The sequence below is a fragment of the Aeromonas sp. R7-1 genome, from assembly GCF_040908115.1.
In the GTDB taxonomy this organism is placed as follows: domain Bacteria; phylum Pseudomonadota; class Gammaproteobacteria; order Enterobacterales; family Aeromonadaceae; genus Aeromonas; species Aeromonas caviae.
Genome location: NZ_JBFODD010000040.1, coordinates 14735 through 31559, shown reverse-complemented (window position 1 = coordinate 31559; position 16825 = coordinate 14735). Strand labels below are relative to the sequence as shown.

At 62.2% G+C, this 16825-nt stretch carries 12 protein-coding genes; 5 read left to right on the top strand and 7 right to left on the bottom strand.

Annotated features, from left to right (window positions below; genetic code table 11):
- Positions 1-27: 27 nt before the first annotated feature.
- From AB5Y51_RS10410 to dapB, 6 genes are all read right to left on the bottom strand, one after another.
- Positions 28-1191, bottom strand: coding sequence for a DUF1615 domain-containing protein (locus AB5Y51_RS10410; RefSeq protein ID WP_368178398.1), 1164 nt, complete (start codon positions 1189-1191; stop codon positions 28-30).
- Positions 1192-1336: 145 nt separating this feature from the next.
- Positions 1337-2242, bottom strand: a complete 906-nt coding sequence (locus AB5Y51_RS10405; RefSeq protein WP_368178397.1) for a GGDEF domain-containing protein — start codon at positions 2240-2242, stop codon at positions 1337-1339.
- Between the two features lie 244 nt (positions 2243-2486).
- Entirely contained in the window at positions 2487-4145 is a 1659-nt protein-coding gene (leuA, locus tag AB5Y51_RS10400; protein ID WP_368178396.1) for a 2-isopropylmalate synthase, read from the bottom strand.
- Positions 4146-4648: 503 nt separating this feature from the next.
- On the bottom strand, positions 4649-7873 hold the full coding sequence (gene carB, locus AB5Y51_RS10395; RefSeq protein ID WP_041213100.1) for a carbamoyl-phosphate synthase large subunit: 3225 nt from the start codon (positions 7871-7873) through the stop codon (positions 4649-4651).
- Positions 7874-7889: 16 nt separating this feature from the next.
- Complete coding sequence (gene carA, locus AB5Y51_RS10390) at positions 7890-9026, bottom strand: glutamine-hydrolyzing carbamoyl-phosphate synthase small subunit (protein ID WP_010675189.1); 1137 nt, start codon at positions 9024-9026, stop codon at positions 7890-7892.
- Positions 9027-9685: 659 nt separating this feature from the next.
- Entirely contained in the window at positions 9686-10498 is an 813-nt protein-coding gene (gene dapB / locus AB5Y51_RS10385; protein WP_368178395.1) for a 4-hydroxy-tetrahydrodipicolinate reductase, read from the bottom strand.
- 316 nt (positions 10499-10814) lie between these two features.
- On the opposite strand from dapB, the gene AB5Y51_RS10380 reads away from it, so the two are divergent.
- From AB5Y51_RS10380 to serA, 4 genes are all read left to right on the top strand, one after another.
- Complete coding sequence (locus AB5Y51_RS10380; protein WP_226044056.1) at positions 10815-12161, top strand: Na+/H+ antiporter NhaC family protein; 1347 nt, start codon at positions 10815-10817, stop codon at positions 12159-12161.
- Positions 12162-12265: 104 nt separating this feature from the next.
- Positions 12266-12862, top strand: a complete 597-nt coding sequence (locus tag AB5Y51_RS10375) for a 5-formyltetrahydrofolate cyclo-ligase (protein WP_045524277.1) — start codon at positions 12266-12268, stop codon at positions 12860-12862.
- A gap of 142 nt (positions 12863-13004) precedes the next feature.
- Complete coding sequence (gene rpiA, locus AB5Y51_RS10370; protein WP_039040383.1) at positions 13005-13658, top strand: ribose-5-phosphate isomerase RpiA; 654 nt, start codon at positions 13005-13007, stop codon at positions 13656-13658.
- Between the two features lie 265 nt (positions 13659-13923).
- Complete coding sequence (gene serA, locus AB5Y51_RS10365) at positions 13924-15156, top strand: phosphoglycerate dehydrogenase (protein ID WP_039040384.1); 1233 nt, start codon at positions 13924-13926, stop codon at positions 15154-15156.
- Positions 15157-15234: 78 nt separating this feature from the next.
- Here the strand turns inward: serA and AB5Y51_RS10360 are convergent, their stop codons facing one another.
- The gene (locus AB5Y51_RS10360) at positions 15235-15615 is read right to left on the bottom strand and encodes a diacylglycerol kinase (protein ID WP_223918253.1); all 381 of its coding nucleotides are present in this window, start codon (positions 15613-15615) and stop codon (positions 15235-15237) included.
- A 141-nt stretch (positions 15616-15756) separates the two neighbouring features.
- Between AB5Y51_RS10360 and AB5Y51_RS10355 the strand changes: the two genes are divergently transcribed.
- The gene (locus AB5Y51_RS10355; protein WP_041213104.1) at positions 15757-16824 is read left to right on the top strand and encodes a 3-deoxy-7-phosphoheptulonate synthase; all 1068 of its coding nucleotides are present in this window, start codon (positions 15757-15759) and stop codon (positions 16822-16824) included.
- Position 16825 lies beyond the last annotated feature (1 nt).

Here is a 16825-nt window from a genome sequence, read left to right as displayed (position 1 = left end):
ATTGGCCGCCCTGGTTGTCTCTGGCTATCAGCGAATGGTCGCCATCTTTCTGACGCAGGCCTGCTCCCTGTCATCCACCCGCTTGGCAAACCAGGCGGTGGTGAGGTTGCGGGTGATCTTGGGGCTCTTTAGCTGGATACCGGGCAGGATGGCGCGGGGTTGCCGTGTCCCGGCCTGTTTGTCGGCCAGGGCGAAGACCCTGTGGTAGAGATCGCTTTTGGCAAAGTCGCTGCTGTCCCCGAGCTTGAGGCTCTGGTGAATGGCCTGCTTGCTCATGTTGACGCGGCTGGCGATGCTGTGGACCGCGAGCTCGGTCTTGCCGGGCAAATCCGAGTCGTAGCGGATGAGATCCCCGTCCAGGGCCAGGGGCTTGCCACTCACCCGGCTTACCGCCGCCTGGAAGGCCGCATTGCGGCTCGCGTACCAGCCCGCATTGAAGTCGGCGAAGCGATAGAGGGTATCCGGGTAGTCGGCGGGATAGCCGAAGATGTGTTTGGTGCCAAACCAGATGCCGCCGCGACGAGTGAACACCTCGTGGCGAATGGACTCCTTCACGGGATAGGGGTACCCACGGGCGTTGGCTTCGGCAAAGGCGACGCTCACCTGCATGGGGCCGCCGGTGCGCACCGGGTTGAGGTTGCCAAAGAGCTGCTTGCCCATGGGGACGCTGCCTATCATGTCTTCGAAGATCTCGCTCATCTCCCGCTCGGTGCGAAGCTTGTCGATGCGCTCGGCATAGCTCTTGCCAGTGGGGGATTGGATGGAGAGGGCCGTGCGCACCATGAACTCGGGGATGAGCAGCTTGCCGGCCCGGGCATTGATCTCCTTCCAGGCAATCTTGTTGAGGTTGGGCACCACGGGGTCCGCCTGATAGGTCGCCTCCTGCTCCGCCACCGCCAGCACGCTGCAGACGTTGTGATCGCTCACCGTCAGCCCCTGGGTGGTGAGCGCCGTCACCACGTCATTGGCCCAGCCCGGCTTGTCCACCACGTTGCGCGGCAGGAAGCGCACGATGCGGCTCTTCATATCGGCCGGTTTTTGCGGCTGCATCGCCTTGGGAATGGGGCGCCCCGCCGGCGTCGCCGGGCTGGTCGGGGCGGGAGGCTCGCTGGCACAACCCGACAGCAGGGCAAGGGAAAGCAGTGACAGCCAGCGCCAATGGGCATCAAACAAGGAGTGAGAGGGGATCATGAAGGCTTCCTGAAGAGCGGGACCTGCCCCTCATCGCGAATGAGAGGGCTCGAATGCATGGAGGCGGACATTGTAGGGAACAAGTCTGACAAGATGAAGGCGGATGAACCTGCTGGCCCGCTGGCTGCGGCATTCCCTGGCGCCATCACGCCAGCTCCACCCGGTTTCGTCCCAGATGCTTGGCCTGATAGAGGGCGAGATCGATGCGCTGGAGCAGGGCATCCACTCCCTCCCCGCTCTGGCTGATACCCAGGGCAAGGCTCACGGTGAATCTTACCCCGTCACCTGAGACCAGCTCTTCGGTCGCGCACCTTATCTGCTCCGCCAGCGCACGGGCTTTGTCGCCCGTCATGCCGGGCAGCCAGATGGCAAACTCCTCTCCCCCAAGGCGTGCCACCACCCCATCCAATGGGCAGAGCTGGCGCAGCAGGGTGCTGAATTCACGCAGTACATTGTCGCCAATCGCGTGGCCATAGCGATCGTTGATGAGCTTGAAGTGATCGAGATCCAGCAGCAGGAGCGGCGTCCCCTCCTCTCCGTGCGCCTCCAGCACGGCGCGAAACGCCCGGCGATTGGAGAGCCCGGTCAGCTCGTCTGACATGGCGAGGGAGGAGAGCCGCATCTGGGTGCCATACATCTGCTGCACCATCAGCAGCACACCCCAGGCCGAGGCCAGCATGCCGATCGTGCGCAGGCTATCTTCCACCGTGGAGAGCCACCAGGGCTGGAAATAGGCCTCATCCATCAGATCGATGACGCCGGAGACGAGCCAGAGGGTCAGCCCGCCGGTGAGGGAGAGATAGGTTCTCAAGGTGATCTGGGCACACTGCACCACCCAGAACATGAACAGCAGGGTCAGCACGTTGAGCGCTTCGGCCAGAGCCCCGACGGTATAGAGGTTGTGCTCTGCCAGGGGATCAAAGCTGACCCCGGCCAGGATCCCCGTCAGCAGCAGCAGACAGGGCAGGCTCACCAGCGCGAGACGACGGCAGGGAGGAAGCGAGAAGAACCGGGCGGGGTGAACGGATAACCTGAGGGGAGTCTTCATCATGTTTTGGGCTCCAAGCGCGCATGTCTTCTATCCCGAATGGCAGCCGTTGGCTGCCATCGCCAGCGAACCCCGACGGCATTCCTGGTGGCAAATCACTGATATTGTGGGCCGATTTTTCCATAAAAAACAATCCCCTCACCATATGGGTCAGGGGATTGTTGCAACAGGGACGGCGCGATCTGCCGTGACATCGGGGCGGGCGGCCCTTCCCTGCTCGCCCTCACGGCAAGCGGGCCGTGCAGCCTCAGGCGCTCTGGCGCAGGGCCTGATGCTGGGCGGCGCCGTTGATCACCGCCTGCAGGGAGGCGTTGACCACGTCGCGACCGACGGCGACGCCACACATCCGGGTGCCCTCGACGCTCAGCAGCACATAAGCGGCGGCGCGGGATTCGGTGCCGGCGGTGAGCGCATGCTCGGAGTAATCCAGCACATCGATGTGCATGCCGGTCTGACGCTGCCAGCCGTTGACCAGGGCCGTGATGGCACCCTCCCCTTCACCGCACAATTGCAGGGTGCCGTGGGGGGTCTGCAACTCCAGGCGCAGGCTCTCCTGACTGTCATGACCAAGCTGGAAGCGCCCGATGCGATAGCCGTGGGCCGGCTCAAGATAGTGCTGCTCGAACAGGGTGCGGATCTGCTCCGGGCTGATTTCGCAGCTGCTCGCCTCAGCCTCGGCCTGCACCCGGCGGCTGAAGTCGATTTGCAGCCAGCGCGGCAGTTGCAGACCGAGGTCACGCTCCAGCAGATAGGTCACCCCTCCTTTGCCGGACTGGCTGTTGATGCGGATCACCGCCTCGTAGCTGCGACCGAGATCGGCAGGGTCGATGGGCAGGTAAGCCACGTCCCAGTAGTGATCCGGTTTTTCTGCCGCGAGAGACTTGCGGATGGCGTCCTGGTGGCTGCCGGAAAACGCCGTGTAGACCAGCTCGCCGGCATAGGGGTGGCGCGGGTGCAGGGCAATCTGGGTGCAGGCCCCCACGGTGGCGACGATGGCATCCATGTCAGACAGGTCCAGCTCGGGGTCAATCCCCTGGCTGTAGAGGTTCATGGCCATGGTGACGATGTCCATGTTGCCGGTGCGCTCCCCGTTGCCGAGCAGGGTGCCCTCGATGCGATCCGCCCCCGCCAGCACCGCCAGCTCGGCGGCGGCCACCCCGCAGCCTCTGTCGTTGTGGGTGTGGATGGAGATGCTCACCTCGGGTCGCGCCTTGAGGTTTCGGCAGAACCACTCCACCTGATCCGCAAACACGTTGGGGGTGCTCACCTCCACCGTGGCGGGGAGGTTCAGGATCATGGGACGGGCAGCGGCACGCCACTCGTCGATGACGGCGTCACACACCTCGACGGCGAACTCCACCTCGGTGCTGCTGAAGCTCTCCGGAGAATACTGGAAACTCCACTCGGTGCCCGGATTGCGGGCCGCATACTCCCGCACCCAGCGCGCCCCCTGCACGGCGATGGCCTTGACCCCGTCCTTGCCTGAGTTGAACACATAGTTGCGCTGGGTCGGGTTGACCGAGTTGTAGACGTGAACGATGGCCCGCTTCGCCCCCTTGAGCGCCTCGAAGGTGCGGGCGATCAGATCTTCGCGCGCCTGCACCAGCACCTGGATGGTGACGTCATCGGGGATGAGGTTGCGCTCGATGAGTTCGCGCACAAAATCGAAGTCGGGCTGGGAGGCCGCCGGGAAGCCCACCTCGATGTGCTTGAAACCGATGTGGGTCATCAGCGCCCACATTTGCAGCTTCTGGGCCACCGTCATGGGCTCGACCAGCGCCTGGTTGCCATCGCGCAGGTCCACGGCGCACCAGAGCGGTGCCCGCTCCAGTACCCGGTTGGGCCACTGGCGATCCGCCAGGTTGATCACGGGGGCACGGCGGTATTTGCGATGATCGAAGCTCATATTCAGATTCCCTTGACGGATGGGCGAGGCGCCGGACGACCGGGCCGACAGGCGGGTGGGGCAAGGAGGGGAAGCGGGTTGGTGCGGTAACACCGTCCCTGACGAGTCGCGCGGCGGTAACCCCGCGACCGGTTTTCCTGCGGCCCCCGTCGGTCACCGGGGCCGGCCACGGCAGCCGGATGGGGCTGCGGGCGCTGATCCTCTCGCACGCCACCTTTCGGTGTGTCGGCGCAGACGACCTTGTTTGTATGAGCACCCAGTATAGGGAGGTCGTGGGGGCGAGAGATTGCGAAGATTGCACCCCATCATGCCAATTCAGCAATATTGATGCAGTGAAAGTTCATTCATGGGGTGAGTATCACCACCCATGATGAATTATTCGCCATCTCACCCATCTTCCTTGAAGGCGTTTCCCCGGAAGTGGCAGGGCGCAGGCAATAAAAAACCCCGCCGTTGCTGGCGGGGTTTGCGTGCATCGAGCGGGCAGTGTGCTGCCGGTGCTCTTAGCGGTTGTTCACCTTCTCATGCAGCTCCTGCACTGAGTTCACATTTGCGGTGGCATCGACACTGATGGCCATGCAGGTGGCGAAGGCCGCATGCAGCGTGGTGGTGTAAGCCACCTTGTGCTGCAGGGCGCCACGGCGCAGCTGCTTGGAATCCTCGATGGCCTGACGACCCTCGGCGGTGTTGACGATGTAGGTGTACTCGCCATTCTTGATGCGATCCAGAATGTGCGGACGACCCTCGTGCACCTTGTTGACCAGACGCGGGTTGATGCTCGCCTCGCCCAAGGTCACGGCGGTGCCGTGGGTGGCGTCGAGGTCATAGCCCAGCTCCAGCAGCTTGGCGGCCAGGTTGACCACCCGTTCCTTGTCGCCGTGGCGAACGGACAAGAGGGCGCGACCTTCGCTCGGAACCTGGTGACCGGCACCCAGCTGCGCCTTGGCATAGGCCTCGGCGAAGCTGCTGCCTACCCCCATGACTTCACCGGTGGAGCGCATTTCCGGCCCCAGCAGCGGATCCACACCCGGGAACTTGGCGAACGGCAGTACCACTTCCTTCACCGAGTAGTAGGGCGGGATGATCTCGGTGGTGAAGCCCTGTTCTTTCAGGCTCTGACCGGCCATGACGCGGGCGGCGATCTTCGCCAGCGGGGCACCGGTGGCCTTGGAGACGAAGGGCACGGTACGGGCGGCACGGGGGTTCACCTCGATGAGGTAGATCTCGTTGTCTTTCACCGCGAACTGCACGTTCATCAGACCGACCACGCCGAGTTCCAGCGCCAGCTTGCGCACCTGCTCGCGCATCTCGTCCTGGATGGCCTTGGACAGGGTGTAGGGCGGCAGGGAGCAGGCGGAGTCACCGGAGTGGATACCGGCCTGTTCGATGTGCTCCATGATGCCGCCGATAACCACATCGGTACCGTCGCAGATGGCGTCCACGTCCACCTCGGTGGCGTCGTCCAGGAAGCGGTCCAGCAGTACCGGCGACTCGTTGGAGACGCTCACTGCCTCGGCGAAGTAGCGGCGCAGGTCCTGCTCGTCATAGACGATTTCCATGGCGCGGCCACCCAGCACGTAGGAGGGGCGAACCACCAGCGGGTAGGTGATGCGCGTGGCCAGTTGCACGGCCTGCTCCAGGGCGGTGACGGTGCCGTTTTCCGGCTGCTTGAGCCCCAGACGCTCGACGGCGGACTGGAAGCGCTCGCGGTCTTCCGCGCGGTCGATGGCATCCGGGCTGGTACCAATCACCGGCACGCCGTTCGCTTCCAATGCCCGCGCCAGTTTCAGCGGAGTCTGGCCGCCGTACTGGACGATGACGCCCTTGGGCTGCTCGACCCGCACGATTTCCAGCACGTCTTCCAGGGTCACCGGCTCGAAGTAGAGACGGTCGGAAGTGTCGTAGTCGGTGGAGACGGTTTCCGGGTTGCAGTTGACCATGATGGTCTCGTAACCGTCTTCGCGCAGGGCCAGGGCCGCGTGCACACAGCAGTAATCGAACTCGATGCCCTGACCGATACGGTTCGGGCCGCCACCGATGACCATGATCTTGTCGCGGTTGGTGGGGTTGGCCTCGCACTCCTCGTCGTAGCTGGAGTACATGTAGGCGGTGTTGGTGGCGAACTCGGCCGCGCAGGTGTCGACCCGCTTGTAGACCGGGAAGATGTTGTGGCGGGCACGCAATTTACGCACTTCACCTTCGGCCACGCCGAGGATCTTGGCCAGACGGGCGTCGGCAAAGCCTTTGCGCTTGAGGGCGCGCAGGAAGTCGGCGTCGAGACCGGCCATGCCGCGCTCTTTCACCTGCTCTTCCAGTTTCACCAGCTCTTCAATCTGCACCAGGAACCAGGGGTCAATCTTGGTCAGCTTGAACACGCCGTCCATGGAGAGGCCGGCGCGGAAGGCGTCGGCGATGTAGAAGATGCGCTCGGCACCGGCATCCTGCAGCTCGTGACGGATGCGGGTCAGGGAGTCGGGGGCGTTCAGGTCAACCATGGGGTCGAAGCCGGTCTTGCCGGTCTCGAGACCACGCAGGGCCTTGTGCAGGGACTCCTGGAAGTTGCGGCCGATGGCCATCACTTCACCCACGGACTTCATCTGGGTGGTCAGACGGTCGTTGGCGCCGGCGAACTTCTCGAAGTTGAAGCGCGGCACCTTGGTCACCACGTAGTCGATGGCCGGCTCGAAGGAGGCCGGGGTGCGACCGCCGGTGATGTCGTTCATCAGCTCGTCCAGGGTGTAACCGATGGCGAGCTTGGCGGCGATCTTGGCGATGGGGAAGCCGGTCGCCTTGGAGGCCAGCGCAGAGGAGCGCGACACCCGCGGGTTCATCTCGATGATGACCATGCGGCCGTCTTTGGGGTTGATGCCGAACTGGACGTTGGAGCCGCCGGTCTCGACACCGATCTCGCGCAGCACCGCCATGGAGGCGTTGCGCATGATCTGGTACTCCTTGTCGGTCAGCGTCTGGGCTGGCGCGACCGTGATGGAGTCACCGGTGTGGATGCCCATGGGGTCGAAGTTCTCGATGGCGCAGACGATGATGCAGTTGTCGTTGCGATCCCGCACCACTTCCATCTCGTACTCTTTCCAGCCGATGAGCGACTCGTCGATGAGCAGCTCCTTGGTCGGGGAGAGATCCAGTCCGCGCTCGCAGATCTCCACGAACTCTTCGGTGTTGTAGGCGATGCCGCCGCCCGAGCCACCCATGGTAAAGGAAGGACGGATGATGCAGGGGAAGCCCACCATCTGCTGCACGCCCCAGGCCTCTTCCATGTTGTGGGCGATGCCGGCACGGGGGCACTCGAGACCGATGCTGCGCATGGCCTTGTCAAAGCGGGAGCGATCCTCGGCCTTGTCGATGGCGTCGGCGGTGGCGCCGATCATCTCGACACCGAACTCCTTGAGCACGCCATGCTGCTCCAGCGCCAGGGCGCAGTTCAGCGCAGTTTGACCACCCATGGTGGGCAGGATGGCGTCCGGGCGCTCTTTCTTGATGATCTCGCGCACCACTTCCCAGGTGATGGGCTCGATGTAGGTGGCGTCGGCCATCTCCGGGTCGGTCATGATGGTGGCCGGGTTGGAGTTCACCAGGATGACGCGGTAGCCCTCTTCTTTCAGGGCCTTGCACGCCTGGGCGCCGGAGTAGTCGAATTCGCAGGCCTGACCGATGACGATGGGGCCGGCGCCGAGGATCAGGATGCTCTGTAGGTCGTTACGTTTTGGCATGGCTCTCTTTATCCTCTTAGGCGCGATACTGCTTAATCAATTCAATAAAGTGGTCGAACAGACCGGCACAATCGTGCGGGCCCGGGCTCGCTTCGGGGTGACCCTGGAAGCTGAAGGCCGGACGGTCGGTGCGATGGATGCCCTGGAGCGACCCATCGAACAGGGAGACGTGGGTGGCACGCAGGCACTCGGGCAGGGTCTGCTCGTCCACCGCAAAGCCGTGGTTCTGGGCGGTGATCATCACGGTGTTGTCGTCCAGACTCTTCACCGGGTGGTTGGCACCGTGGTGGCCGAACTTCATCTTGATGGTCTTGGCGCCGGAGGCCAGGCCCAGCAACTGGTGGCCCAGGCAGATACCGAACACCGGGGTGCTGGTATCAAGGAAAGCCTTGATAGCTTCGATGGCGTAGTCGCACGGCTCGGGGTCGCCGGGGCCGTTGGAGAGGAAGATGCCATCCGGGTTCATCGCCAGTACCTCGGCGGCCGGGGTCTTGGCCGGCACCACGGTCAGGCGGCAGCCACGGTCCACCAGCATGCGCAGGATGTTGCGCTTCACGCCGAAGTCGTAGGCCACCACGTGGTATTTCAGCTCATCGGCCGCCGGGGTGACGTGACCCTTGCCGAGCTGCCAGCTGCCTTCAGTCCAGCTGTAGGATTCGCTCACGGTCACTTCCTTGGCCAGGTCCATCCCCTTCAAACCGGGGAAGGCGCGGGCCTGTTCGAGGGCATGGGCTTCATCGAGCTGCTTGCCGGCCAGGATGCAACCGGCCTGGGCGCCTTTTTCACGCAGGATGCGGGTCAGCTTGCGGGTGTCGATGTCGGCGATGCCAACGATGTTGTGAGACTTGAGGTAATCGGAGAGGGATTGCTGATTGCGGAAGTTGGAGGCCAGTATCGGAAGGTCCCGGATGATGAGGCCCTGAGCATGGACCTGACTGGACTCTTCATCTTCGCTGTTGGTGCCGGTGTTGCCTATATGGGGGTAAGTGAGGGTAACGATCTGACGGGAATAGGAGGGATCTGTGAGGATTTCCTGATAACCCGTCATCGACGTGTTGAAAACCACTTCACCAACGGAACATCCCTCGGCGCCTATCGACACGCCTTTGAACACAGTTCCATCTTCCAGCACTAGCAATGCAGTGTGATTCAAGACAACCTCCAGTTATTTAGCTTTAAATTCAGCAATTTACCTGGGTGTTGCGGGCTCGGTTCCGGTCTTTGACAGGACTCGAACCCGGCAGATTTCTGGCAAATTGGGCGCATTCTACTTAAAAACGATCTCATTTCAACGTCTTTTCTCGTTTGAAATGCATCTAAATTCAATAAACAAGCAACATTACCCATTATCTATGCACTCACTCGCTTTGCAACCCCCTCTTCAAAAAGAAAAGCCAAACACAGACAACAAAGCGGCACCCGATGCCATGCAACGTACAAAAAACCAAATTTACCACTTAATAAACAGCAAGATAGAAAATTAAAAAATAAACAACACAACAGTAAAAACACCATTTGAAGCCAGAAAAGTGAACACCAAGAATAGAAAACGTTTTTCTTGGATTGCATTTTTAGTCTATTTCACATCAAGGCGAAATGCCCCCCGCAGGGGAATATTGAGACCCAAACCCGTTACCCCTTGATGACATTTTTGTCGCAAGAGGGTGGCAGGCTTGTAAGAATGGCAGGATTTAGCGAGGTTCACTCAAAAAGTGATGATTAAGGCTCATTTCTACAAAAAAGTGACAAAAAACCCCGGCGGACCGGGGTTTGGCAACCAGTACGGGAGTCTGCACTCCCCCTGAAGACGGTTTATTTCAGACCGAGCACATCCTGCATGTCATAGAGACCGGCCCCTTGCTGGCCGAGCCACTTGCCCGCCCGCACTGCACCGTTGGCGAAGGTCAGACGGCTGGAAGCCTTGTGGCTGATCTCGACCCGCTCGCCGATGTCGGCAAACATGACGGTGTGCTCCCCCACCAGATCTCCGGCGCGGATGGTGGCAAAGCCGATGGTGTTGCGATCCCGTTCACCGGTGATCCCCTCACGGCCATAGACGGCGCACTCTTTGAGATCCCGGCCCAGGATTTTCGCCACCACTTCTCCCATGGAGAGCGCAGTGCCGGACGGAGCATCCACCTTGTGTCTGTGGTGCCCCTCGATGATCTCGATGTCGGTGTACTCCCCCATCACCCTGGCCGCCTGCTCCAACAGCTTGAACACCAGGTTGACCCCGACCGAGTAGTTGGAGGCGAAGACGATGCCGATCTGCTTGCCCGCCTCGTGCAGGGCCGCCTTGCCCGCCTCGTCAAAGCCGGTGGTGCCGATCACCATCTGCTTGCCATGCGCCAGTGCAAAGGCGAGGTTCGCCAGGGTCACCTCGGGGCGGGTGAAGTCGATGATGAGATCGAATTCGTCCTTCACCTTCTCCAGACTGTCGCTGATGATGACGCCAAGGCGCCCCAGGCCGTTGAGTTCACCCGCATCCAGACCGATCACGGCAGAGCCCGGTCGTTCCAGCGCCGCTCCCACCACCACGCCCTCGGCGTTGGCGATAGCCTCCAGCAGCACCTTGCCCATACGACCATTACAGCCCATCACGGCCACACGGATCGGATTGTCCATCTCCACCCTCTCATCTCTTTATTATGGAAAGAGACCGTTTTACCAGCCCGCGCCCCCTTTGAAAAGCCCGATCTGGCCCGCCAAACCACCCCGACATTTAAACGATAAATTCATTAAAAACAGAATAAATAACGGAATTACCAGACAAGTCAGAATCACGAAGTAAAAAGCCCTATCCATCTGGACGGCTATCTTGACCCGGGCGGGCCGACTCACTACTGTTGGCCCCCCATGGTGGCAGGATGCCCGCCCTGTGCCCGCCCTGGAGGCGCCACAGGCAACGACAGGAGGTCATTGTTCAAGTTTCGAGGAACACATGATCCAGACCCAACCCCGTGCCAGAGCCCTGCTGCCCCTTCTGGTCTTTCTTGCCCTCTTCATCGGTACCGGTACCTGGCTGACCCTGCAGGGGGTCGAGTTTGCCTTCTACCAGCTCCCCGCCCCCGTTGCCGCCCTGCCTGCCGTCATGCTGGCCCTGCTGATGGGACGCGAGGGGTTCAACAAGAACCTCGAGACCTTCTTCAAGGGGGTGGGCGAGAGCAACATCATGGCTATGTGCCTCATTTATTTGCTGGCGGGCGCCTTCGCCACCGTGGCCAAGGCCACCGGCGGGGTGGATGCCACGGTCGCCCTCGGCCTCTCCCTCATTCCGGGCTGGTGCCTGCTGCCCGGGCTCTTCCTCATCTCTGCCTTCATTGCCACCGCCATGGGTACCTCTATGGGCACCATCGGCGCCGTGGCACCGGTGGCGCTGGGCGTCGCCCAGGCCGCCGGCATCGATCCGATGCTGATGGCGGGGACCATCCTCTCCGGCGCCATGTTCGGGGACAACCTCTCCATCATCTCAGACACCACCATCGCTGCCACCCGCAGCCAGGGCTGCGAGATGAAGGACAAGTTTCGCGAGAACATCAAGATTGCCGCCCCCGCCGCCGTGCTGGTGATCCTGCTCTATCTGGTGCTGGGCTCCACCGGTGAAGCGCCGGCCCCCACCGCCGAGGCTGACATGCTCAAGGTCGCCCCCTATCTGCTGATCCTGGTGCTGGCCCTCTCTGGCATGAACGTCTTCATGGTACTGGGGCTCGGCATCCTGGCGGCCGGTGGCGTGGGGCTGCTTGGCAGCTACTCCCTCGGCCAGTTCAGCAAGGACATCTATCAGGGCTTTACCAGCATGCAGGAGATCTTCCTGCTCTCCATGCTCATCGGCGGTCTGGGTGCCCTGATGGAACGCCAGGGGGGGCTCGCATGGATAAGTGAGCGCATCGCCGCCCTGATTGCCCGCTTCACCCGCCACCACGATGGCGAACAGAACGAGAAGGCGGCCGAGCTCGGCATCGCCGGCGTGGTGAGCCTCACCAACCTGTGCACCGCCAACAACACCGTGGCCATCATAGTCGCGAGCAAGGTGGCCAGGGATCTGGCGGACCATCACGGGGTCACCCCGCGACGCGCCGCCTCCATGCTGGACATCTTCTCCTGCGTGGTACAGGGGCTCATCCCCTGGGGCGCCCAGGCGCTGCTGCTGGGTTCCATCTTCGCCCTCTCGCCGATCCTGGTCGTGAGCATGAGCTTCTACCCCATGGCGCTGGCCCTGGCCGCCATCGTGGCCGTCTTCCTCAAGCACCAGATGGGCGCAGTGGCTCCCGCCCCCCACCGTTCCTGACGCCCGACCTCAGGGGCCGCCCGGCTGGCGGCCCCGCCATCAGCTTTTCATCCCGTCGGCCCCTTGCTAAGGTAGCGCCAGCCCACCTTTGCCCAGGAGTCCCCATGCCGGATACCCAACCCGAACGCCAGAACCTGCGTCAGCTCATTCGCCAGCGCAGAAAAAGCCTGAGCCAGGCCGAGCAGCAGGCGGCGGCCCAACAGCTGGTCGAGCGCTTCCAGGAACATCCCGGCATCCTCGCGGCCAGGCGCATCGCCCTCTATCTGGCCAACGACGGGGAGCTCGATCCCCTGCCCGCCATCCACTGGCTGTGGGCCCAGCAAAAGGAGGTCTACCTGCCGGTGCTGCACCCCTTCACCCCGGGTCACCTGCTCTTCTTGCGCTACACCGCCACCACCCCCATGACCCGCAACCGCTACGGCATCGCCGAGCCCGAGCTCGACGTGCAGCAGGTGCTGCCCCACAGCATGCTGGACATCATCTGCACCCCGCTGGTGGCCTTCGATGAGGCTGGCAACCGCCTCGGCATGGGGGGCGGCTACTACGATCGCACCCTCGCCTGCTGGCACGAGCACCAGCTCGGCCCAAGACCCCTGGGGCTCGCCCACGATTGCCAGCAGGTGGATGCCGTCCCCCGGGAGCAGTGGGACGTGCCGCTCCCCCAGATCATCACCCCCAGCCGCAGCTGGCACTTTGCCTGATCAGACGGGGCGCCCCCTTCGGTTCAATAAACAGGCAAACGATTTACATCTTGAGGATTTTTGCGCCGGAACGTGAGCACCATGGTCGCTCTGGGGGGGATGCTTGGATATAATGCGCCCGCTTTTTCCATAAGGATCCATCATGACTCAAGATGAAATGAAGAAGGCGGCCGGTTGGGCTGCGCTCAAATACGTGGTACCCGGCACCATCGTCGGGGTGGGCACCGGCTCTACCGTCAATCACTTCATCGACGCACTGGCGACCATGAAAGACCAGATCAAGGGCGCGGTGTCGAGCTCCATCGCCTCCACCGAGCGCCTCAAGGGTCTCGGCATCCCGGTGTTTGACCTCAACGACATCGATGCCCTCTCCGTCTACGTGGATGGTGCCGACGAGATCAACGCCAGCCGCGACATGATCAAGGGGGGCGGCGCCGCCCTGACCCGCGAGAAGATCGTCGCCGCCGTGGCCGACCAGTTCATCTGCATCATCGACAATACCAAGACCGTCGACGTGCTGGGCACCTTCCCCCTGCCGGTGGAAGTGATCCCCATGGCCCGCGAATACGTGGCCCGCGAGATCCGCGCCCTTGGCGGCAACCCGGTGTGGCGTGAAGGGGTGGTGACCGACAACGGCAACATCATCCTGGACGTCAAGGGCATGGCCATCACCGATGCCAAGGCTCTGGAAACCCGCCTCAACAGCATCGTGGGCGTGGTCACCAACGGCCTGTTCGCCCACCGTGGCGCCGACGTTGTGCTGATCGGCACCCCCGAGGGTGTGATCACCAACTAAGGCCCGCTCCCCGGACCTCTCCCTCCGGGCAAGCCCCCGCCCCGGTCAGTCAATCTGACTGCCCCAAATGGACAACGGCGCCTCATGGCGCCGTTTCTGGTTATCCCTCAATGGCTTGTAGCAGCACATCTGCAACAATCGTTGATAACTTCAAAGAATTTGACTTTCGTCACAAATATTCCCTCTCCCAAACGTTTTTGCTACTTTACGGTTTTCTTCACACTGCAAGCCTGAACGCATTTTTCAAAACAATAGAGGGAACGTCATGACAGCCAAGTTTTCGCTGGACAAGGATAAGATCAAGGTACTGCTGCTGGAGGGAGTCCATCCCAACACGGTGGAGACCTTTCGGGCAGCCGGCTACACCAATGTGGAATATCTGAAGACGTCCCTGTCGGAAGAGGAGTTGATCGAGCGCATTCGTGACGTGCATTTCGTGGGCCTGCGTTCACGCACCCAGATCACCGAGAAGGTGCTGGATGCCGCCACCAAGCTGGTGGCCATCGGCTGCTTCTGCATCGGCACCAACCAGGTCTCCCTCGACGCCGCCCACGTGCGCGGCATCCCCGTCTTCAACGCCCCCTTCTCCAACACCCGCTCCGTGGCCGAACTGGTACTGGGGGAGATCCTGCTGCTGCTGCGCGGTATTCCCGAGAAGAACGCCAAGTGCCATCGCGGCGTCTGGGAGAAGCTGGCCAACCGCAGCGTCGAAGCCCGCGGCAAGAAGCTCGGCATCATCGGCTACGGCCACATCGGTACCCAGCTTGGCATCATCGCCGAGATGATCGGCATGAAGGTCTACTACTACGACATCGAGAACAAGCTCTCCCTTGGCAACGCCATCCAGGTGCCGAACCTGGTGGAGCTGCTCAACATGTCTGACGTCATCAGCCTGCACGTACCGGAAACCGCCTCCACCAAGGATCTCATCGGTGCAGAGCAACTGCGCATGATGAAACCGGGCGCCATCTTCATCAACGCCTCCCGCGGCACCGTGGTGGACATCGACGCCCTAGCCGACGTCATCAAGAGCGGCCACCTCTCCGGCGCCGCCATCGACGTCTTCCCGGTGGAGCCCAAGTCCAACGACGAGGAGTTCCTCACCCCCCTGCGCGGCCTGGACAACGTGATCCTGACCCCCCACATCGGCGGCTCCACCCAGGAAGCCCAGGAGAACATCGGTCTGGAAGTGGCCAACAAGCTGGTCAAATACTCCGACAACGGCTCCACCCTCTCCGCGGTCAACTTCCCGGAAGTCTCCCTGCCCGGCCACAAGGGCTCCAGCCGCCTGCTGCACATTCACCGCAACCAGCCCGGCGTGATGAACCAGATCAACCAGATCTTCGCCGACGAGGGGATCAACATCGCCGGTCAGTACCTGCAGACCAGCAGCGAGATCGGTTACGTGGTCATCGACGTCGAAACCGAGCACAGCGAGAAGGCCCTGGCCCGTCTCAAAGAGATCAATGGGACCATCCGTGCCCGGATCCTGCACTGATAAGCCCTTATCTGCGCAGCAAAAAGCCCGTCGTGATGACGGGCTTTTTTATGTCAGGAGAAAGGTTGCTCTCGCAACCTACCACCAGCCCAGCAGGTTGCGGCCCACCAGGGCGCCCCACACCAGGGCGTTCAAGGTCAGGGCGATGAAGACGGCGGCGGAGCCCAGATCCTTGGCGCGGCCCGAGAGTTCGTGATGCTCGGAGCCGATGCGATCCACCACCGCCTCCACGGCGGAGTTGAGCACCTCGATGATCACCACCAGCCAGCTGATGCAGACGAGCAGCAGGATCTCGTTGAGGGAGTCACCTATCCAGAATGCCAGCGGCATCAGCAGCAGGATGAGCAGCAGCTCCTGGCGGAAGGCGGCCTCGTTGATCCAGGCCGATTTGAGACCTTTCATGCTGTAACCGGTTGCGTTGATGATGCGGGTGATCCCGGTCGCGCCTGGCTTTGCCACGATAACTACCTCATTTGAAATGGCTTTTGGGTTCACATCCTATCAGAGCCGCCCAAGGTTTCCATCGGATGACTTTTGCTTTATTTTATTCCCTTGCATTTTGGCATCCCGCCCACCTTATCCACTCGAGAATTGAGTCGTATGTCCATTCACACCGATGAATTGCGCACCCGTCGCCTGGAGGCCCTGATCACCCCCAGCGAGCTGGCGCACGCCTTCCCGTTAACCGACACCATCGCCCAGAACCTGCTGGATGCCCGCCGCCAAGTGGAAGCCATTCTGTCCGGTGAAGATCAGCGCCTGCTGGTCATCGTCGGCCCCTGCTCCATCCACGATCCCGCCGCCGCCCACGAATACGCTCTGCGTCTGAACACCCTGCGTGAAGAGTACAAAGAGAGCCTGTGCATCGTGATGCGCACCTACTTCGAAAAGCCGCGCACCATCGTCGGCTGGAAGGGGCTTATCAATGATCCGCGCCTGGACGGCAGTTTCGACGTCAATGAAGGGCTCAAACTGGCCCGCAAGCTGCTGGTGGACATCAACGAGACAGGCATGCCCACCGCCACCGAGTTCCTCGACATGGTGACCGGCCAGTACATCAGCGATCTCATCACCTGGGGCGCCATCGGGGCGCGCACCACCGAGTCCCAGGTTCACCGGGAGATGGCCTCCGCCCTCTCCTGCCCGGTGGGGTTCAAGAACGGCACCGACGGCAACACCCGCATCGCCATCGATGCGGTGCGCGCCGCACGTCACAGCCACATCTTCTACTCCCCGGACAAGGACGGCAAGATGACCATCTACCGCACCGCCGGCAACCCCTACGGCCACGTGATCCTGCGCGGCGGCCACAGGCCCAACTACGACACCGCCAGCATCGACGAGGCGTGCGAGGCTCTGGCCCAGGTGGGCCTGCCGGAGCGCCTGGTGGTGGACTTCAGCCACGGCAACAGCATGAAGGATCACCGCCGCCAACTGCTGGTGGCCCAGGATATCTGCGATCAGCTGCGCCGCGGCCGCACCGGCATCGCCGGCATCATGGCCGAGAGCTTCCTGGTGGAAGGGCGTCAGGACGTGGAGAACGGCTGTGCCGCCACCTTCGGCCAGAGCATCACCGATGCCTGTCTGTCGTGGAGTGACACCGAAACCCTGCTGGCCATGCTGGCAGAAGCCGCCCAGGTGCGGCTGGAGAAAACCCGCCAGGGTTAAC